Raw genomic sequence first — 20,687 nt, 5'->3', positions numbered from 1 at the left:
GTATACTGAAAGGAATCCTTTTTTCAATGTGCTAAGCGTAATTAATTGTTGCATCATTGTGATTTTCCTAACCATTATTTTTTCTTCTTGCGGAATAATTCAATTGTTTTATAGCCTTGTGAAAGAATTTCAATCATTTTCTCAAGACGTTTGTCACGTGTTTTTTCTTGTTTTACAGAAAATAAATTACGCGCCCAATCTTTTTGATATCCAGGTGTTAAACTTTGATAAAATTTAAGTTCATTTGGATGATTAACTAATAATGCTTCAACATCTTTAATACGATCTGCATAATCGGCAACACATTGACTCATAGCAGGCGTTTTCTTCTCTTTTTTCTTTTCACGCTTTAAACCTACAACAGTAAAGACGTCGTCCATACTTACCATTCGTGCAAATTTAATATCACTCTGTCCTACATACCCATCTTCGCCAACGTTTAACGCTGGAAACATCTCATCACGGTGAATAAACGTACTGTAACGAGAATTACCTTTTTTCGGATATGCGAAGAATATGTAGCCTTTTTCAATTAGTAATTCTTCATTACTAATAATATAATTCGTTTGTTTCACCATTTCATCAAGTGTTTCTACAAAAATAAAAATGGCATCGTGTTCTTTTGAAAATGCAGTTTCTTTTCCTGTGAAAATGTCATAATCACTAGGTTCATTCATTACGACCATATTTGTATACTTATTAAGTTTCAATTTATCAATAATTGACATAAAAATCTTCCTTTACATTCAAAATTCATTGTACATACTGTTCTAGTGTATTATATCTATTAATAAAATCAAACTTTAATAGTTATTTTAAATTAAAGTTAATAAAATAGCCGATTCTGCGTAAGAACCGGCTAGCTATTCGTTTCATCTTAACTCAATAGCAAATAAAGTATTTAATAGCTCTCTATATTGATCTTCTGTAATTTCACATTTTATTTTTTCCCCATTAATCATTTCAGTTAAACTCGTATTCGTTAAAGAGACATGGCCATAGTCCGTTAATTTCACTGCAATTGGTCCCTTATTAAAAATAGATTTCTCATCTTCTATTACTCTTTTTTGAACATCGTTCACTACTGTCTCATCAATGATACGATTATAAAAGGCATGACAAACTTTCCACTCTCCGTTCGTATCTTTTCTTTCTAGAACGTAATTTCCTTTACTTGTGTCTCGTTTTCTCACTCGATACGAACCATTTTTAGAGGAAACAGGCTCTTCAGTAAAAGGTACAGGGATTAAAGGTACTAAGGAAGCAATACCTACATCAATTAAGTATCGTTCGTTAGCATACTTTAAAATAATCGTTATATGTCCATCTTCAAGTGCCCATGCATTGATTTCATTTTTATATACGGTTCCAAGTGCAAGTTGTACATCATAACCACAATCTTTTAAAAAGTAGTAAAAAAGAGTATTTAATTCATAACAAAGTCCGCCGCGGGATGTAGTTAAAATTTTATTCTGTAAATTTTCCATAGTAATTGTATTCGCATTACGTGCTATAACATCTAAATTCTCAAATGGTATAGTGTGTGCAAATGCAAAGAGAATTGTATTTAATTCTTCAAACTTCACTTCAGTACGGTTTGTAAGATTCAATCTTGTAAACAGTTTGTATTGTAGACTTGTCATATTCAGCACCCCTTAACATTTATAAGTTAAAATAGTATATGCTGATTGTAAATTTGATGGGGTACTGAAACAATGTACATTTCGTTTAACTGTACCGGTACAAAAAGTCTAATTCACAAGATTACTTAAGAAAAGAAGCTACAAATACAAATGTAATAGTTTATCTATATGTAAATTATTATGATCGCTTATATCAACAAAATATTGAAGTTGCCACATTTGGCTCTTTTTAGCTTGGTTGCTAACAGGAGTATCCCAAATAGGATACACTCTCATAGCCATCTTCCCTTTTTGACTTTGTGTTTTTAATATTTTTTCTTTAAGAAGAATTTCTTTAGGGAAAATAAATTGTCCTAATTTATTTTCATCTATACAAGTGATAACTAAAAGATTAGGAGCAGCGTCATAAGAAAATGCTTGATTATGCATATTGTCATCTTTCTCCCAAAAAGAAACAAATTGCCCAATTTTATTAGGGGTAATTTTTGATATTCTAAAACGAATGCTTTTATGATTTAAATTAAATAAACATCCCGCATATTCAGCGTTTTGCTGTTCTTCTTTTAGATTCGTGATTATGAATTCGTTAGGTTTGTAAATTATATTGTTTAAATTTCGGATTACATCATTAAATTTGTTCAAGAAAATCCCCCCCCTTTATTCACCCCTTAGTTTATCACAAACATCAGTTCTTATATATTGTAAATAATAAACGACGTGAAAAAGAAGGAGATTTTACTATGGTATTATTAATACTTCAATGTACTTAGTTTTTCAATTGCTTGTTGTTCAGTTGCTAAGTAAAAAATGTCTTTCCCTTTATTACATTCATAAATAAAATCCTTTAAGCTTTTACTCGTATACATTGAGAAATCTCCAATAATAGCAATCTTTACTCTGTAATTTATAAACTTTTGAAGGATATCACCAGCAAGGCGTGTTTTTAAGTCAAAGAAACTTTCAGTTATTAATGATTTGTCGATAATAATATGTTTAGCATCTACCTCATATTGAACTGTTGCCATAAGATCTAATGCCGTTTGAACATCGGAAATTAGTACTTTATCATTTTTTATGACCGCAATATTTATTCCATCGATAACTAATTTCTTTATTTCCATAGTCCCACCCCTTTATAATTTACACAGTATGAGTAAAATTATTTTAAAAAACTTCGTATTAACCATAGATTAAATTAGCCGCAACTATTAAAATCGCCACTATTTTTTATTGTAAATATCTATTTTTTATTACTAATACGGTCAATGAAATTAATGATAGTTTCTCTTTTTATATTTTTGAATATATATATGAAATTGCTTTTACTTGTTATAAAAATATTGTGGATTAACATAACTTAACAAACTATCCAAAGTGTTAATCTCGGCATATGGTTGTATTTTGGTAGTATTCTTGATTTTCTGAGGGTTAAACCACACACCTTTTATATTTGCATTTTGAGGACCAGCAATATCCTTTTCTAAGTCATCTCCAATAAATAATACATCTTCTGGTTGCACATTAAGCTTATTTAATGCTAGTTCGAATATACGTTTATCAGGTTTACTCAATCCTACTTCTTCAGAAATAATAATCGTATCAAAGTAATTGTTTAAATTCGTGTTAATTATTTTAGCTTTTTGTCTATGCGTTGAGCCGTTTGTTATAATTCCAATTTTAAAGTGACTCTTTATATGATTTAAGAAATGAATAGTATTTTGGTCTATCGAAAAACATTTAGGGAAATTTAAATTCCAAAAATCTTGGATATAATCGCGTGGCAATCTATATTTCGGCGCGAATTCATCAAATAATGATTCTAAAACTATCGTTTTATCACTAATGCCGTATTCCCTTTTATCGTATTCTTTGAATTTCTGTAACATATTGTTTTTGACTGTATCACTAACATCCTCATAACATTTTTCTAAAACTAATAAAAACAAGTTATCTACTGCCTTATCCCTATCAATTAACGTATCATCTAAATCAAACAGCATCGCTTTATAACCCATCAAATAATTTCACAACCTTTCTCACATGATTTAAATAATCCCTTGTTCGCACCTTAGGCCTTTACTAAATTAGCAAAAAAACTAAAAAGTTTGTGGCGTACGCTCTAAAATTTCGCTGGCTTCTTTTATATTTAAGTTCATCTCCCTTTCCCCTTCTAGTAAAGTATCGAAAGTATATTTTCAAACAGTTTAAAAAACTACATGCAATTTACATTATTATACATTAGTTTTTTGTAAATATTAATCGTTAAAAAAGGAATATGGGTAATAATACTTTTTTGTGGAGAATACACAATCTTGAAAATGGAGTTACTACGTTAAACGTCCTATGAAGTTTCCTACTGTATCTCCACATAAACTACAGATAGTACGGCTATAATGACTACCAGAGGTGATATTATGAAAAACTATCATATCCTCGTGGTTGAGGACGATCAAGAAATTCAGGAATTAATTAAACAATTTTTAATGACACAACAGTATACAGTGGTAGTTGCTTCAGATGGACTAGAGGGTATGACACAATTTAATAAGCAATCCTTTGATTTAGTGCTTCTAGATGTAATGATGCCCAATCTTAATGGATTTGAAGTTGCTAAAATGATTCGAAGTCAGTCAAACATACCAATTATTATGCTAACTGCGTTAGAAGAAGAGGAAGATCAAATGAAAGGGTTCGATCTTGGGATTGATGATTATATAACAAAACCCTTTTCGTTTCATGTTTTGATTAGACGAGTCCAAGCTGTACTTAGAAGAAGTTATGATAAAAATGTAAATAATTATTTGGTATTTAAAGAAGTGCGCATTGATGTTGATGCATATAGAGTATATGTAAATGATGTTGAAATTTTGTTAACGACAAAAGAGTTCGAAATTCTACAACTACTATTTCAAAATGAAAGAAAAGTACTTACAAGAGAAAATATCGTAGAAAAAGTTTGGGGATACGATTATTTTGGAGAAACACGAATAATAGATACACATATTAAAAATCTACGTAAAAAACTAGCTATCCCCTATATTAAAACAATAAAGGGGATTGGTTATAAAATTGATGAATAGAATTGTAAAAATCATGAAGATGAAGCAAATTACTTATAAACTCTTTATGACTACATCTCTCATTTTGTTATCCTTTGCAGTGTTGATTTATTTAACTTTATATTTCTTTCTCCCTACGTTTTATGAGCAATACAAAACAGATCAACTTCAAACAGGGATAAAAGAAATAATTGATAAATCCAAAGATCTTACGTTTCAAGATGCAATACCACTTTTTGATGAATACGCAAAAAAAAATAACGCGATGCTTTCGCTTCAAAATAAAGAAGGAATAATTATTTACTCGCCTTCATTTTCTTTTATTCAAAGTGGTACACAAACAACAGTAGTTACTAAAGCAGCACGATTTGAGAATGCAGGTACCATTAGCAATTCATATAATGTTACGGAACCAATTCAATTCCAAGATGGTAGTTTAACGCTTGTAGTGTTCGCAACATTTCAACCGATTGATGAAGCTTCGCAAGTATTAGCGCGCTTTCTCCCCTATATTAGTATCATTGTGATCGTAATTGGTATAGGGAGTGCTTATTTCTATTCCAGGTTTATTACAAAGCCACTTATTTATATTAATGAGGGTGCACAAAAGATGGCAAATTTAGATTTCTCCGAAAAAATTGAGGTTCGCTCCACAGATGAGTTAGGAGAATTATCTAATAGTTTGAATGACATGTCTATTAACTTACAACAAGCTATGTTTGATTTAAAAAAAGCAAATGAACAATTAAAAAATGATATTGAAAAAGAAAGAGAAATAGAAACAAAACGCAGAGAGTTTTTTGCGATTGTAGCACATGAATTAAAGTCCCCTCTTACTGTAATGAAAGGATACTTAGAAGGGATGATATACAATATTGGCCCTTATCAAAATCGTGATCAATATTTAAAGAAAAATCATCAAATTATTGAAAGTATGGAACAATTAGTTCGTGAAATTTTAAGTATGTCAAAGTTAGAACAACACACATTTAAACTAAAAATAGAAGAAGTTAATCTTTCAAAGTTAATAGGTACAATCACAAAAGATCTCGAATTTTTCGCTTCTCAAAAAAGCATCCAAATAATAAAAGAAATTGACTCTGACCTTTCTGTTTATACAGATCGTGTACTTTTTGAAAAAGCATGTAAAAATATTATCCATAATGCAGTTATGTATTCACCACATAATGAAAAAGTCTATATAAAGTTAAGTAAGGATTCTAAACAAGATCAAATTAAAATGCAAATTATAAATACAGGTATCAATATTAAAGATGAAGATATACAACAAATTTTCAAACCATTTTATCGAATTGAAAAATCAAGGAATCGAAATACTGGCGGAAGTGGTTTGGGGCTATATATTGTTAAACAAATTCTTGAAACGCTAAATATAAAGTATTCTATAAAAAATATGGAACATAGTGTGCAATTTTGCATGAACATTCCTTTATCTAAACAACAAACAAACAAACTCCCCTCTTAGTAGGACGAGTTTGTTTTTGTAGCAAGTATAATCTTATTAGGAATCAATAAGGGGGACTTTTCGTTTTTTAAGCTCTTTATTTCTACCATCCAACTTTAAAATGAAATCAGTAGTTGTTATATATGCGATATCCAATTGAAATTCCCGTTACAAGAAAAACTCAATCTAAATCCATATTAAATTAAGTAGAGTTCAAAAAAATGGAGTTTGCGATGCTAAAAACAAAGTTAATAGATATGTTAAAAAGCTTAATCATAAATGGAACAAATGTGTTACTTAGATTGTCTATTACGTATAAAAAAGGTGTTCTTGGTAGTCTTCTCATTTTGTACAAGAGGAGTGCTATCCAGTGCATTTGTTAATTGTATAGGTATGTAAAATACTTATACAAAATCCATATATTCTTGAAAGAGGTTGAAAATGTATGATAGTTTCAAAGAAGGTTTTTCACATTGCACATTATAAAAAGATGCTACCTGTAGTATTACTTTCATGTGTAACGCTTATAGGCTGTTCCAATAGTAATATTCAATCCGAACCATCGAAACAAACCAAACAAGAAAATACAAGTAGGCATTCTTTTGTAAAGCTTGAAAAAGAATATGATGCTAAACTTGGTATTTATGCATTGGACACAGGTACGAATCAAACTGTTACTTATCGTTCAGATGAACGCTTTGCATACGCATCTACCCACAAAGCCCTTGCTGTTGGAGCACTGTTACAAAAGAAATCAATAGAAGATTTAGATCAAAAAATTAAGTATACCAGCAAAGATCTAGTGAACTACAATCCAATTACAGAAAAATATGTAGGAACAGGTATGACTCTGAAGGAGCTTGCAGATGCTTCCATTCGATATAGTGATAATACTGCACAAAATCTTATTCTTAAACAATTAGGTGGGCCAAGTGAATTCAAAAAATCACTAAGAGAAATAGGAGATTCTGTTACAAATCCTGAACGTTTTGAACCAGAATTAAATGAAGTGCAGCCAGATGACACTCGTGATACTAGTACCGCAATGGCATTAGCTACTAGTCTTCAAACTTATGCGCTAAGTGATATCCTTCCAATTGAGAAACGGAACTTTTTAATAGATTTGATGAAAAGAAATACTACGGGAGACAACTTAATCCGTGCTGGAGTTCCAGCAGGATGGGAAGTAGCCGATAAGACTGGCTCTGGGTCTTATGGAACAAGGAATGATATCGCAATTATTTGGCCACCAAATAAAAATCCAATTGTACTTGCGATACTTTCTAATCATGCTAAAGAGGATGCGAAATACGATGATAAACTTATTGCAGACGCAACTAAAATAGCGTTAAATGCTTTAAAAATAACGAATAAATAATTACTCCTACTTTACGGTACTTATATTTTGAAAGACATACACGTGTCTAAACGCTAAGAAGTATTAGTGAATTTATCCGAATTAATCAATATCGAATAATAAGTATCTCTTGGTAAAGGTTTACTATATTTTAAATGAGCAAATACTTTAGTATATATAGCTTTTGAGTAATCAAATTTTCGTTTTTTGAAATATAGTATACTGTATTGGAAAAGAGAACCATCCACTATATTTGTCGAATCACTTTTATTTTGTCTAATATTCGGTACTTAGTTTTCTCCAGACTGATATATTATACATACAACTATTCTAGAAAGGTGATGATGTTATGTATGAACAACAAAATAATAGGGATAGAGATCAAAAAATGGTGTTTTCTATGCACGGAGTTCCCTCAAATAAAATTAACATGAATCAATTACCTAAATGGATTAGAATTTTTGGCTATTGTGCGTTTGGTTGGATGATAGTATTTAGTTTAATTATGATTGTAGGTTTAATTCTGCAATAACTATACAAATACACAGTTAAACGGGACAGCATTTAGATTATATATCTAGGTAATGTCCCGTTTTTTATGTGTGATTATCCCATGATATAAGTAACCAATTATAATAAAAAGAACTTGTAGAATATCCTACAAGTTCTTTTTCAAGTATTGTTAAAAAGGAAACAACAAACTATTTTAACATTCAGTACAGGGAGACCATTTTGATTATGGCTTGATTTTATTATATATCAAGTATAAGCTTTTGAAATGGATGGTTTTTGAAAACTATGTGAATTAAAAAGCTAAGATATTTGTATTAGATTTGGTTTACGACCAACTTCTTCTTACTTAAATACACTGCACGATCAGATTTTTTAGCAACTTCCTGTGAATGCGTTACAACAATAATACATTTATTCTCTTTATGTGCAAGTTCTTGAAACAGTTCTATAATATCCATCGCTGTTTCTTCGTCGAGGTTTCCTGTCGGCTCATCTGCAATAAGTAAATCAACATTACAAGATAACGCTCGAGCAATTGCAACACGTTGTTGTTGCCCACCACTTAGTTGCAAGACGTTTCGTTTCGCTTCTACTTCTGTGAGTCCTACTTTCTCTAATAATTCTAACGCCCTTACCGTCTTATTTTTCACTTTGACACCTGTAATTTCCATCGCTGTTAGGACATTTTGAAGAGCCGTCATATAAGTAATCAAATTATAAGATTGGAAAATTACAGATACATTTTGATTACGGTATCTATCCAAACCAATTTTTCGAATATCTTTGCCATTATACAGTACATAACCATTTTTAGGGACATCCAGTCCACAACCTAAGCTTAGAGTTGTAGTTTTACCAGATCCAGATGGTCCTAAAATCGTGTAGAAATGCCCTTTTTGAAAAGAAAAGTTGACATTGTCTAGTATTGCTACATTTTTCCCATTACTTTCATAATAATAATCCAAATTTTTAAATTGTAAAATCGTTTCCATATTAAGCCTCCTTATTCATCTTTTAAAAGAATTTGTTTTGGATTTAAACGTAGAATAGATAATGCCGGAAGAAGCGTTGCTATTATAGCAATAGCTAATCCAATCCCCCCCATTTTCCCTACATCTTCTCCTGTTACACTTACATTAATTTTATCAATTGGATCCTCTTTTTGATTTTGTACAGTTCCACCAGGTCCAGCTACCATTACAGTTCCATTTTGTGGGGTGTTTGTTTCTTCTCCTGCTGTAGCTATTTCACTCGAAAGTAAATTATCCCCTATGAATTGAGAAATTTTTGCTCCTGTTGTTATGGATAATCCAAATGCTAAAATAGCGATACATACTACTTCTACTACGAACTGCGCCATCAGTTTCCATTTTTTCTCTCCAATAGATAACAGAATTCCCATTTCCTTACGACGTCCTTTAATTGATAGCATAATGATTAACCCTAATATAATCGCACCTGCAATTGAAACAATATAAATAATCATTTGAGAAGTCGAAGAGATATTTTCGATAGGACCAATCATTTGCTTGTACAATGAATCATGCGCATCTAATTTATAATAATTAAAATCAATATTAGATTTTTTTGCTTCTTTTTTAAATGCATCAATATATTGTGGATCATTCAAGAAATACACGACTTGAACACTACTTATACCTTGGTCTACTTCTAATTTTTTCATAGTTGAATGCGGCATATATAGTTTATTAGCTGGATCCATAATAGGAGGAGCCTGTTGACCCATTGCTTGCTCATTTGTTTCGTAAATACCGATAATTTCAACCTCAAGGGTTTCCTTCTTATCCCCTGATTGCACTTTAACTTTGTCTCCTACTTTCAAATTGTTTAATTCTGCTAATCGTTTTTCCATTAAAGCTACATTCTGACCCTTCATTTGCTCTGTAATTGGTTTTCCATCAATGATTTTACTTTTTCCGTTTTTAAAGCTTTCTTGTAATTCAGTCTTGCGGACCCCCTCAATCATAAAAGAAGCATTCATATCTATTTCTGTACCGGAACTTGAACCGCCTCGTACAGCCACCATCCCTGCTTTACCTTTCCCTTCGTCTTCTCCTTCTGAAGCTCCTACTTGCTTAAGTCCATCAGAAATTCCAAAAGTGTTGCCTATGTAATTATAGTCTTTTACATATTTTGACTCCGCTAATTGATCTGCTTCTTTTGTGTTAAGCTTCGGCAGATTAGGCATTTCTCCAGTTTCACTAGCTTGTTGACCTAATTTGTCAAAATCAAGACCTAAAGTAACATCTGCGCCCAGTTTTTTTCTTGCAGCATCCGCTGCTTTTTTTGATGCATTTTGGATTGTGAACCCTGAAAGAACCAAATTTGTAACAATCAGAAATACTGCCATCAAAATTAATGATGTTCCTATCCTTTTTTTCATACTGAGAATTGCGCGTTTCATAAAATTCATTTTCTCTTACCTCCTTGATAACTTGTATTCTATATATGTTATCTAGAGTCTATATGGAGCTAATCGGTAGTTTATCTAGAGATATAAGGAGTTTATATGTAGTTAGTTAAAGTCCAATTGCAAAGTTTTGTATCATCAATACTGATGAGGAAATTGTGAAAGCATATTGCGGAGAGAATGCAATTAAACATGTAGCTGGAAATAAAGATGGTTCAGCGGATGAACTTCATACAGTTATTAAAGAGGCTACTAATAAAGTAAGACATAACTCTTATACAATTCCAAAATTAATCAACCTTCATTTAAGGAATACAAATGTATGAATTCGAACAGGTATCATTTGCAATATGTCATTAAAATAAAAAAGATCATCACTTGGTTTAGTTAGAAAACTAAGTGTACATAAATACAACGACATGAAAACACTTTGTTCCTAAATCCACTACTTGTATTATTGGTTGCGTGAAACTCCTTCTTGAGAAAGGTTATTATTTCTGAATATTCTGTTGACTGTTATAACATATCCAATTTACAATTTAATTATGGTGTTCTTTCACAATTAAACTACTTAGAATACACTTCATTTATTTGAAAATAATTACAAATAGAGGTGCTCAAATGAAAAATAGAGTAAATCCAGAATTATTACAAGGGTTAGAGATGTTTCCAGATCTCGATTTACGCCCGGAAAACTTGCAATCAATTAGAGAAGGAATAGCTCAAATGAGACCACCTACCGTTGTTGATGACTCCCTTTCGTTAACAGATGAAGTCATTGTTGGACCAGATGCTAATCCTTTACCATTAAGAATTTATCGTCCAAAATCAAATCATAAATCTTTACCTGTCTTATTATGGATACATGGTGGTGGTTATATCTTAGGTTCTATAGATGATAACGATGATACTTGTATGAGGTTTGCAAAAGAAGCTCGCTGTGTGGTCGTATCTGTAGACTATCGCTTAGCTCCTGAACATCCTTACCCAGCACCAATTGAAGATTGTTATGCAGCTTTAAAATGGATTGCTGATAATGCAGAGTTATTAAACATTGATTCGAATCGAATTGGGGTTGCAGGAGTAAGCGCTGGAGGTGGACTAACAGCAGCATTATCATTATTAGCCCGAGATCGAAAATACCCTTCGATTTGTTTACAAATGCCACTCTATCCAATGATTGATGACCGAAATAATACACCTTCGGCCAATGAAATTAAAGAGGGATTTGTTTGGAATCAAAAGGCAAATGAAGCTGGTTGGAAAATGTATTTAGGAGAAATGTATGAAACGGATCAAATCCCTGCCTATGCAGCACCTTCTCGAGCTGAGGATTATAGTGGCTTACCATATACCTACACATTTGTTGGTCAATTGGATCCATTCCGCAGTGAAACATTAACCTATGTAAGCAATCTAGCGCAAGCTGGTGTTGATGTCGAATTTCATTTATATCCAAATGCCTATCACTGGTTTGAAGGATTGAATCCAAATGCCGAGGTATCTATTTATGCTGTGAACGAAATAGTACAAGCAATAAAAACTGGTTTCAAAAGAGTATCTAAAGTTGAAGCTTAATCCCTTTACAAGAGAAACATTCATGAATAGTTTGCATTGGTGAGTATTTATTTAAATATAATAGCCGATTTTTTTAAATCGGCTATTATTACGTAAAACTTACCTAATATATCAAGTCTGAGAAACAGATATAAGATGTTTAGACGAAGTGTTTATTTCCTCTGCCACTGCTTTTATGCTCATCATGATTTGAAGCATTTCTTCTATTGTTGTCCTTGGATTGATAGAGCAAAGTCGAATTACTACTTTTTCTTTCAATCTAGTCGTACTTAGCATAGAAAATCCTCTTTGATTAATTTCTTCCACCAGTTTTTTGTTTATTTCATGAATTGTATCTGTAGACGTTAGACCACAAGGAATGTAACGAAAAGTAACAATCCCTAATTGAGCAGGTGTTACTACTTCCCAATCTTTTTCTTTCCTTAAAAACTCTTCAACTTGTTCAGCCAACATAATACCATGATCTATTGCCTCACGAAAAGCTGTGATTCCAAATGCTTTAAAAGAAAGCCATACCTTTAATGCTCTAAATCTACGAGAAAGTTCAATTCCGCGCTCCCCAAAATTCACTTTTTCTTCTAAATTAGTTTCCGTATCCTTAATATACTCTGGGATCATACGGAACGTTTTACTTAAATATTGGCTATTTCGAATGAGTACACAACCAACATCATAAGGCTGAAAAAGCCATTTATGCGGGTCTAACGTCAAAGAATCAGCACGATGAATTCCTCTTAACAACTCCCTTCCTTTTTCACTGAGAATTGCTGCAGCCCCATAAGCCCCATCCGCGTGTAGCCATACATCTTCATCACCACATAGATCAGCCAATTCATCGAGAGAGTCCACTGCTCCGCAATTTGTTGTCCCTGCATTGGCAATAACACAGAATGGTTTTTTCCCTTTTAATCGATCTTCTTTTATTTGCTTTTTTAAAGTACTAACTGAAATTCTTAGCTCTTCATCTGTTTCAATTCGGCAAATTTGATGATGTTTAAACCCTAATACTTTAAGTGCTCGATCTACAGAAAAATGAGTTTGGTTAGAGAAATACACAACCGCATTTTCTATGTCATTATTCAACTTGACCTGTCTCGCTACAGTAAGTGCAGTCAAATTAGCCATGGAACCGCCACTGACAAATAGTCCTTCTGCTGAATCAGGGAATCCTAGCATTGATTTTAACCAGTTGATTGTCGTTAATTCAATTTGTTCAGCACCTGCACCTACTATCCAAGCTGTAGGAAATACATTAAATCCACTTGCTAAAAAATCTGCTACTACACCAACATAATTATTAGGACCGGGCACAAAAGCCATAAAATGAGGATGATCCACATGAGTAATTTGATTAAACACATTGTTATTAAGGAAATGAAGTAACTCTTTTGGATTGGATCCGTTTTCCGGAATCGTTTCAATTAGCTTGTCTCTAAAAATATTACTATCAATCGTTTCCGAAACTGGTTTACTTTTTAAATGATTCATATGATCAACAATTAAGTCAACCGCTTGATATCCTAACTGACGCATCTCTTCAGCTGATAACTGCAGGTTTTTTGTCATTTGGTTTACCCCTATTCTATTTAAAAAGGCGAGTTCTTTCTCGCCTTTTTATTTTTTATAATTTGTATTCACCGATTGCCTGTATTGGATTTTGAAGAATCATGTTGATTAACTGATGGATGTGATTCAATATTTCTTGTATTGTCGCTGCTTCATATACGGTTTGATTATATCCAAACTTTATTGTAAGTGTCTCTTCAGGGAAGCACATAATTCCATACTTTACATGCGGCTCATCAACAACTTCGTAATCTGTGATAGCAAAATTTCTGTTTTCATTTGAAGAGAAGATAGCTTGGTTAGTTGGATAGTTTTCAAAAACCCAAAGATGGTCAGTCAACTCGGTTTTTAATTCACTTTGCTTTTGTATATCAACAAATGAATAATATGCATACTCATTACACTTCAATGTTTCTAGTTGTACTTTTTGCAGGAAATCTACAAAAGTTTGCGTTTCTGTCCATGCTAGTCGGATAGGCAAAACATTTGTGAACAGACCAAACATATTTTCAATTCCTTCTACTTCGGGAGGTCTGATTGATACGAGATTAGGTAATACTATTTCTCTTGTTCCATTGTATTTGCCAAGCAATATTCCCCATACAGCTAGTAATGCCGTATTCATAGTTATATTGTTTTTAGTTACAAATGCCTGTAACTGACTAGTCAAATCCTTATTTAATGTTAAATCCATAAATGTGAAGTTTAACCCTTCACTTTGAGTTATTACTTTCTTTTTAGGAATACTAATTTTCCGATTGTACCCTGATAAATAATCGCGCCAAAAATGACGTGCTCTCTCATGATCTTGTGCTACAGTCCAATTTATGAATGTTTCAAAAGGTTTTACAATAGGTAAATCCGCCATAGTTCCGGCATTTTTTGTTTCATAGAGTTGGAATAATTCGTCTATTAAAATGCTGACGCTCCAACCATCACATAACAGATGATGGGAACTCCAAACCACCTTATGCTCCTTATTACCTAGTTGGAATATACAGAGACGGTTCATGAGTTCATCATTTTTAAATCCTCGACTTAAATTTTCATTCATCCACTGGTCTAGGAATTGTTGCTGTTCTTGTTTCGTCATATCAACCAATTTTTTTATCTCTGAAATCATTTGAACATCATGTAGAACAGCTTGCCAAGGTTGTGCTTGTTCATCTTGCACAATTATTGTTCTTAAAGAATCATGACGATTAATTAATTGTTGGAAACACTGAATAAAGAGATCAATATCCAGTTCCCCCTCAAGTGACCAAATTATTTGTTCAAAATATGCATTTGTATCCGGTTCAGTCGCAGCATGTTCATAAATAACTTTCTGGAAAGGTACTAATGGGTAAATACGTTCTATATTTATATCCGGCATTTTTTCTTGTATTTTGGTAAGTATATGTTGATTAAGTTGTTTATCTTTAACATTTAGTAATGTAGCTTTATTATCGTTCATATTGTTTACATCATTTGTTTGTGAACTTGAAAGATGGTCTAGCTTTTTAACAAATTGAACCATGTCCCCTAATATAGGAAATGAAAATAGATTTTTTGGCTCTAGCTCAAATCCTTGTCTATATAGTCTGACGGACACTTGAATTGCTTTTATCGAATCTCCACCTAAGGCAAAGAAATGATCATTTACCCCAACTCGATCTACTTTGAGTACTTCTTGCCAAACACTAGTTAATATTTTTTCCATTTCAGTTTTTGGAGCAATAAATACTTCATTTTTTTGTTTCTCTGGAGTAGGGAGCGCTTTTCTATCTAATTTCCCGTTTGGAGTCAAGGGTAATTGTTCCAAATAAACAAAATAAGAAGGAATCATGTAATCCGGCAAGTGATCTCGCAAATGCTTTCGTAGTTCTGTTGTACTAATATTTTGCTCATTTACCACATATGCAACTAAAAATTTTATTCCATTCTCATCTGTTTGATCAATTACAACAGCATGTTCGATTTGTTTGTAAGTTAGAAGACAATGGGCAATTTCTTCTAACTCTACTCGATATCCTTGAATTTTCACTTGATAATCTTGGCGGCCTAAAAATTCAATATATCCCTCAGGATGCATTTTTCCACAATCTCCTGTTTTGTATAAAAGACCAAAATCAGGATGTGACACAAATGCGTCATTCGTTTTCTGTTCGTCATTTAAATATCCTTTAGCAAGGCCCACTCCCCCGATATATAAATCCCCAATTACACCAACAGGGCACATTTTCTTTTCATAGTTCAACACATAATACGTTTGATTCGCCAAAGGCATCCCATATGGAATACTATTCCAATGTGATTCCACCTGTTTGACCGGATAATAAATTGACCAAATCGATGCTTCTGTTGCTCCTCCTAGTGAAACTACTTCTGCAATTGGAAAATGCCGTTTTATTTTTCCTGGCAAAGAAAGTGGAATCCAGTCTCCACTATGTAAAACTAAACGCAAAGAAGATTGTTCAAAATGAGAACCTACTTGATCCAATGCCAAATCCATGATTGCAGGCACTGTATTCCAAATTGTAATTCCTCTACGCTCGACGGTACGGATTAATTCTTGCATGTTTCTTGGATCACGAATCATTACCAACATTGCACCTGTGCTTAACGTTCCGAAAATATCGTATACAGATAGGTCAAAACAGATGGAAGAGATACCAATAATACGATCATCTTCATTTATCTGATATTTTTGATTAATGTCTTGAATGGTATTTGCAACCGCTTGATGAGTAATAATTACTCCTTTTGGTTTCCCTGTACTTCCTGAAGTGTATATGATATAGGCAAGATCTTCTGGACCAGCAATAGCGGGCATATCTTCTGTTGTATATAATGACAAATGTTTTTCTTCATAAAGACTAGGTTCTAATAAAAGTTTGCATGAGCTATTTTTTAAAATATATGTTTGGCGATCTAAAGGATGATCGGGATCAATCGGAACATAAGCGGCACCTGTTTTTAAAATACCTATCATATTAGCAATTGTGTCAACTTGTCTTTTTGCTAAAAGACCCACTTTGTCACCTAGACCAATGTCTTGCTCTTTTAAGAAATGCGCAATTTGATTGGAGCGTTTATGAAGTTCCGAGTATGTTAACCATTCTTGCTCAAATACCACTGCTACTTCATCCGGTGTACGTTTTACTTGGTCTGTAAATAATTGATACAGAGTAGTTAAAGGTATTTTTTCAGTTGTTTTATTATATTGCTCAATTAAAGTTTGATCCGATTCTTTCATCTGCAAAGATGTTATGTCGCTTTGTTTCACTAATTGTTCCAATAAGTCAACAAATTGGGAAAACATTGCTTCTATTACATCAACATCAAACAACTCTTCAACATAGTTCCAGCTAATTAATAACTCTCCATTTTTTTCAATTACTACATTATCCAAATACACTTGTGGAGTCCGAGCATGAATATGGCGAAGAGAACCAAGCTGTTCCCAAGCAAACGCACCCGCACCTGCTAGCATCGAGGTGAAAACAATTGGCATAACTGCTTTTGGCGTCATTTGGTGGTATCGAGTAAAATCTCGAATAAAGTTAACTCCATCGTAATGACGATGTTCAAGGCCATCCAATAAAGTAGATTGCGTTTCTTTTACTCTAGTAAAGAAAGATTGCTCTGGTTTTACATCAACATCCAACAAAATAAGCGATGTGAAATCTCCCACAATCTGTTCTACTTCTTCATGAACAGGATAACGGTTAAATACAGTCAAATTAATTGCAAATTTACGTTGATTACTCCAATCTGCCAACACATCACCATATATTGTACAAAGCAGAGCGGAAGGAGTTACTTCTTTCTCTTGTGCTAACTTTCGTAGCTTTGTCCACTTTTCATTGTCCAGGATCTTAGTAAGTGATTGGAATTTAGGAGTAGCAATCTCTGCCGGATCCTTTTTTAACAGCAAAGAAGGTGCAAATGGAAAGTCAGGAAGCTTACTTGTCCAATAATCTTTTGCTGTTTTATATTCTTCACTTTGTTCCATTTCATCATAGATAAACATGTAATCTTGAAAATCAAAAGATAGAGATTCTAATTTTTGATTTGGTTTATAATAATAATGCAACAAATCCTGTCCAACTATGTTCATGCTTGCTCCGTCCATTAATAAAGCATCGTATCGAAAACATAATAAATACGTGTCTTCTTTTAAAAGAAAGGCTTTTAATTCAAACAAAGGCCATTTCCCCAAAGGGAATACATGGTTAGTCATTCGAGAACGTTCTTCTTGTAAGCGAGCATTTTGATTCCTATCATCTAAATCTATGAGACTAACTATTTCAATCTCGTAATCAGGAACGCTTTGTAATATTTGCTGTTCTCCCTCTGGTAAAATTACAGCTCGCAACATTGGATGACGATGAATTACCTTTTGAAAGCTTTTTGAAAGACGATTAATATCCAATTTTGTTTCATATTCAAAATATGTTTGAGGTGAAATACCACTTAATTCAAACTGTGAATTCCTCCCTAACATGTACGCTGTCTGAACCTCTGTTAATGGAAATGACTTAGACAAATCTTTAACATGAGTTGGTCTATTTTCAAAGTTTTCCCCTTTATGCTCTACCTCTACACAAGAACTAAGTTGAGCAATCGTAGGATGCTTAAAAAAATCTGTTGTACTTATTTTTAAGCAGTCTTTTCTTAATAAATTAATTACCTGAAGTGCTTTAATCGATTCTCCTTTTAAAGCAAAAAAATTATCATGAATACCGATTCCCTCAATCTCCATAACTTTTTCCCATGCATGCACCAATGTTTGTTCAATTTCATTGCGCGGTGCAACGTATGGAATTGATATATAATCCGTTTGTGTTATATCTAATAATCTTTTCCTATCTACTTTCCCATTTGGATTCAGCGGAATCTCTTCCACCTGAATCATTTTTTCAGGAATCATAAACTCAGGTAATTTATCACTTAAATATTTTCTGATTTCATCAAAAGAGACCTTATTATCGGATACATAGTACGCAGCTAATAATTTCCTATTTCCATATACTTGATCAACAACGATAGCTTGCTTTATTTGTGGATATTCCCTTAACTGGCTTTCGATTTCTCTTAATTCAATCCGATATCCCCGAATTTTTACTTGATGATCCATTCGACCTAGATATTCAAGTTCTCCATTAGGCAACCAACGAACGAGATCACCCGTATGATACATCATTTCTCCTGCAGTAAAAGGACTCGGTACAAATTTTTCATCTGTCAGTTTAGATTTCCCAAGATACCCTCGTGCTACCGCCACGCCACCAATACAGAGTTCACCCAGAATTCCAAATGGTTTTAATTGACCATACTTATTCAATATATAGGAATGATAATTCGGATTGGGACTTCCAATCGTAACTTCTTTGGCGGAGCTCAAATCCTTTACTGTTGCACAAATGGTTGTTTCTGTAGGACCATAAATATTTAAAATTGTCGCTTCACTGATGCATCGAATTTTTTCAACCAAATCAATGGAAAATGCTTCTCCTGCTAACAAAATAGATTTTAAATCTTTCAGAAAATTTACCCCTTCTGGATCACTTAAAATCACTTCCATTCGCGATGGCGTTGATTCCCATAAATCTACCTTATGTACTTTGACCAAATGAGCCAATTCTTTTGTTGCAAACTGGTCCTCTGTAGCAATGACTACTTTCGAGCCTTGTGTTAAAGGAAGACATATTTCTAACAAGGAAATATCAAAAGAAACACTAGCAAGAAACAAGAATGATTGATTATCTTTTACTTTTTCTCTCATTGCACTTAAAAAATGAACAAGAGATTTCTGTTCCACCATTACTCCTTTTGGATTTCCTGTTGATCCTGATGTGTAAATGACATAAGCTAAATCATTAGGAGCGCCTTCCCGAATTAAATTACTTTCTTCACCTTGGAAGAGATGTTCCTCATCAAGATACAGCACTTCACCAGCAAATTGCGGTGACTCTACTTCCGTTCGCTTGCTCAATAAACATTTTGCTTGACTATCTTGTAACATATATTCAATTCGCTCATTTGGATAGTTAGGATCGATTGGTAAATATGCTGCACCTGCTTTAAAAATTCCCATCATGCCAATGATCATTTCTAATGACCGGTCTACCATAACCCCAATAATACTTTCCTTGGATACACCTTTACCTTGAAGAATAAAAGCCAATTGATTTGCTTTCTTATTCAATTCTTTATATGTTAAATATTGATCATTACAAACAACAGCGATTTGATCTGGGGTTTTTAACACTTGTTCTTCAAACAAATCTTGAAATGTTAGAGACAAGTCTATGTTTGTCTGACTGTTATTCCATCCTTCTAACAACTCTTTCTCTTCTTCTGCAATAATACACGTATCTTTCACTGCCAAATTCGGATTTTTTAATACTTGCTTTAAAATATAAAGATACGAATTTGCAAACTGTTGCAAAGAAGAAAACGAATGAGATTTGAAAGAAATTTGAAATTCAAATTCATTATGTATTTCATTCCATTTTCTTTGTATCCAAACCGCTAAATTATTCTCTGCATATTCTTCTATCGAATTTTTATTATGTAACCCTTCCATCCCAATAACAATTTGAAAAGGAGTTAAAGGATGTTCCACTAATAATTCAGAGAGTGGATACCCCTGATTGTCATACCCGAATAAAGTCGTTTCTTCAATCTGATTCACTACTTGTTTAAAGCTATGATGCGGATGGATTTCACTTCCTAAAGGAATCAATTTATTAAGATTCTCGCTTTTTTCAAGATTTTTTTCGATTACAGGAATACCAATAGTAATTCTTTCTTGATCTGTATAGTGTGCCAAACAAATCCTTAACGCGGCCTGTAACCAGCTAAATAATAATAAATCTTGAGACTTACTTTCTTTTTGTATACTTTTACTCAACTCTACATTCATTATGATTTGAACGTGCTCACAAGGATTTTCTTTATTTAGTTGGTAATCACTATTAAATATAGAAAAATCAAGAACCTCGGAAGATAATTGCTCCTTCCAAAACGCTTCTACCCCTTTATTTCCATGAATAGAACTTCGATCTTTAATGTGCATGTTTATCTT

15 protein-coding genes are annotated in these 20,687 nt (G+C 32.9%); 6 read left to right on the top strand and 9 right to left on the bottom strand.

The genetic code is table 11. The features are described 5' to 3' along the window. Window positions 1-74: 74 nt before the first annotated feature. From JDS99_RS01170 to JDS99_RS01150, 5 genes are all read right to left on the bottom strand, one after another. Complete coding sequence (locus tag JDS99_RS01170) at window positions 75-728, bottom strand: YdeI/OmpD-associated family protein (RefSeq protein WP_088063640.1); 654 nt, start codon at window positions 726-728, stop codon at window positions 75-77. A 144-nt stretch (window positions 729-872) separates the two neighbouring features. Then, window positions 873-1,643, bottom strand: a complete 771-nt coding sequence (locus JDS99_RS01165) for an arylamine N-acetyltransferase family protein (RefSeq protein WP_088063641.1) — start codon at window positions 1,641-1,643, stop codon at window positions 873-875. A 138-nt stretch (window positions 1,644-1,781) separates the two neighbouring features. Next, window positions 1,782-2,285: a MepB family protein gene (locus tag JDS99_RS01160; protein ID WP_088063642.1), complete on the bottom strand. Its 504-nt coding sequence runs from the start codon at window positions 2,283-2,285 to the stop codon at window positions 1,782-1,784. A gap of 107 nt (window positions 2,286-2,392) precedes the next feature. Then, entirely contained in the window at window positions 2,393-2,764 is a 372-nt protein-coding gene (locus JDS99_RS01155; protein WP_088063643.1) for a DUF4180 domain-containing protein, read from the bottom strand. A 201-nt stretch (window positions 2,765-2,965) separates the two neighbouring features. Then, window positions 2,966-3,658: an HAD family hydrolase gene (locus JDS99_RS01150; RefSeq protein ID WP_199694366.1), complete on the bottom strand. Its 693-nt coding sequence runs from the start codon at window positions 3,656-3,658 to the stop codon at window positions 2,966-2,968. Between the two features lie 399 nt (window positions 3,659-4,057). On the opposite strand from JDS99_RS01150, the gene JDS99_RS01145 reads away from it, so the two are divergent. The 4 genes from JDS99_RS01145 to JDS99_RS01130 all read left to right on the top strand — a co-directional run bounded on the left by JDS99_RS01145 (window position 4,058) and on the right by JDS99_RS01130 (window position 8,056). Continuing rightward, the gene (locus JDS99_RS01145) at window positions 4,058-4,723 is read left to right on the top strand and encodes a response regulator transcription factor (protein ID WP_087984467.1); all 666 of its coding nucleotides are present in this window, start codon (window positions 4,058-4,060) and stop codon (window positions 4,721-4,723) included. Continuing rightward, a complete protein-coding gene (locus tag JDS99_RS01140; RefSeq protein WP_098123942.1) occupies window positions 4,716-6,188 on the top strand; it encodes a sensor histidine kinase in 1,473 nt (490 codons plus the stop codon). The genes JDS99_RS01145 and JDS99_RS01140 overlap by 8 nt, the downstream gene beginning before the upstream one ends. A gap of 424 nt (window positions 6,189-6,612) precedes the next feature. Next, a complete protein-coding gene (gene bla / locus JDS99_RS01135) occupies window positions 6,613-7,545 on the top strand; it encodes a class A beta-lactamase (RefSeq protein WP_199694272.1) in 933 nt (310 codons plus the stop codon). A 328-nt stretch (window positions 7,546-7,873) separates the two neighbouring features. Beyond that, on the top strand, window positions 7,874-8,056 hold the full coding sequence (locus JDS99_RS01130; RefSeq protein ID WP_060486771.1) for a hypothetical protein: 183 nt from the start codon (window positions 7,874-7,876) through the stop codon (window positions 8,054-8,056). A 295-nt stretch (window positions 8,057-8,351) separates the two neighbouring features. Here JDS99_RS01130 and JDS99_RS01125 read toward each other — a convergent pair whose 3' ends face one another. Then, window positions 8,352-9,029 (bottom strand): ABC transporter ATP-binding protein, encoded by a 678-nt coding sequence (locus JDS99_RS01125; RefSeq protein ID WP_097844834.1) that lies wholly within the window; start codon window positions 9,027-9,029, stop codon window positions 8,352-8,354. An 11-nt stretch (window positions 9,030-9,040) separates the two neighbouring features. After that, entirely contained in the window at window positions 9,041-10,471 is a 1,431-nt protein-coding gene (locus JDS99_RS01120) for an ABC transporter permease (RefSeq protein WP_106383338.1), read from the bottom strand. Window positions 10,472-10,626: 155 nt separating this feature from the next. Here JDS99_RS01120 and JDS99_RS01115 point away from each other — a divergent pair, with 155 nt between their 5' ends. Both JDS99_RS01115 and JDS99_RS01110 read left to right on the top strand, forming a co-directional pair. After that, the gene (locus JDS99_RS01115; RefSeq protein WP_162862808.1) at window positions 10,627-10,794 is read left to right on the top strand and encodes a hypothetical protein; all 168 of its coding nucleotides are present in this window, start codon (window positions 10,627-10,629) and stop codon (window positions 10,792-10,794) included. Between the two features lie 295 nt (window positions 10,795-11,089). After that, window positions 11,090-12,046 carry an alpha/beta hydrolase gene (locus tag JDS99_RS01110; RefSeq protein WP_088063648.1) on the top strand — a complete coding sequence of 319 codons (957 nt, stop codon included), beginning with the start codon at window positions 11,090-11,092 and terminating at the stop codon, window positions 12,044-12,046. Between the two features lie 111 nt (window positions 12,047-12,157). On the opposite strand, the gene JDS99_RS01105 is transcribed toward JDS99_RS01110, so the two are convergent. Both JDS99_RS01105 and JDS99_RS01100 read right to left on the bottom strand, forming a co-directional pair. After that, the gene (locus JDS99_RS01105; RefSeq protein ID WP_088063649.1) at window positions 12,158-13,612 is read right to left on the bottom strand and encodes a pyridoxal phosphate-dependent decarboxylase family protein; all 1,455 of its coding nucleotides are present in this window, start codon (window positions 13,610-13,612) and stop codon (window positions 12,158-12,160) included. A 55-nt stretch (window positions 13,613-13,667) separates the two neighbouring features. Beyond that, the gene (locus JDS99_RS01100; protein ID WP_199694271.1) at window positions 13,668-20,678 is read right to left on the bottom strand and encodes a non-ribosomal peptide synthetase; all 7,011 of its coding nucleotides are present in this window, start codon (window positions 20,676-20,678) and stop codon (window positions 13,668-13,670) included. Window positions 20,679-20,687: the final 9 nt, after the last annotated feature.

The organism is Bacillus cereus group sp. N6, from assembly GCF_016483705.1.
In the GTDB taxonomy this organism is placed as follows: Bacteria; Bacillota; Bacilli; order Bacillales; family Bacillaceae_G; genus Bacillus_A; species Bacillus_A wiedmannii.
The sequence above is the reverse complement of the archived record's forward strand: the minus strand, read 5'-3'. Positions and strand labels throughout refer to the sequence as shown.

Bases quoted from the DNA above. Each gene is read 5' to 3' on its own strand.
- JDS99_RS01100 (WP_199694271.1), bottom strand. From the start codon at position 20,678: ATGCACATTAAAGATCGAAGTTCTATTCATGGAAATAAAGGGGTAGAA.
- JDS99_RS01130 (WP_060486771.1), top strand. From the start codon at position 7,874: ATGTATGAACAACAAAATAATAGGGATAGAGATCAAAAAATGGTGTTT.
- JDS99_RS01120 (WP_106383338.1), bottom strand. From the start codon at position 10,471: ATGAATTTTATGAAACGCGCAATTCTCAGTATGAAAAAAAGGATAGGA.
- JDS99_RS01155 (WP_088063643.1), bottom strand. From the start codon at position 2,764: ATGGAAATAAAGAAATTAGTTATCGATGGAATAAATATTGCGGTCATA.
- JDS99_RS01110 (WP_088063648.1), top strand. From the start codon at position 11,090: ATGAAAAATAGAGTAAATCCAGAATTATTACAAGGGTTAGAGATGTTT.
- JDS99_RS01125 (WP_097844834.1), bottom strand. From the start codon at position 9,029: ATGGAAACGATTTTACAATTTAAAAATTTGGATTATTATTATGAAAGT.
- JDS99_RS01140 (WP_098123942.1), top strand. From the start codon at position 4,716: ATGAATAGAATTGTAAAAATCATGAAGATGAAGCAAATTACTTATAAA.
- JDS99_RS01170 (WP_088063640.1), bottom strand. From the start codon at position 728: ATGTCAATTATTGATAAATTGAAACTTAATAAGTATACAAATATGGTC.
- JDS99_RS01150 (WP_199694366.1), bottom strand. From the start codon at position 3,658: ATGGGTTATAAAGCGATGCTGTTTGATTTAGATGATACGTTAATTGAT.
- bla (WP_199694272.1), top strand. From the start codon at position 6,613: ATGATAGTTTCAAAGAAGGTTTTTCACATTGCACATTATAAAAAGATG.
- JDS99_RS01145 (WP_087984467.1), top strand. From the start codon at position 4,058: ATGAAAAACTATCATATCCTCGTGGTTGAGGACGATCAAGAAATTCAG.
- JDS99_RS01105 (WP_088063649.1), bottom strand. From the start codon at position 13,612: ATGACAAAAAACCTGCAGTTATCAGCTGAAGAGATGCGTCAGTTAGGA.
- JDS99_RS01165 (WP_088063641.1), bottom strand. From the start codon at position 1,643: ATGACAAGTCTACAATACAAACTGTTTACAAGATTGAATCTTACAAAC.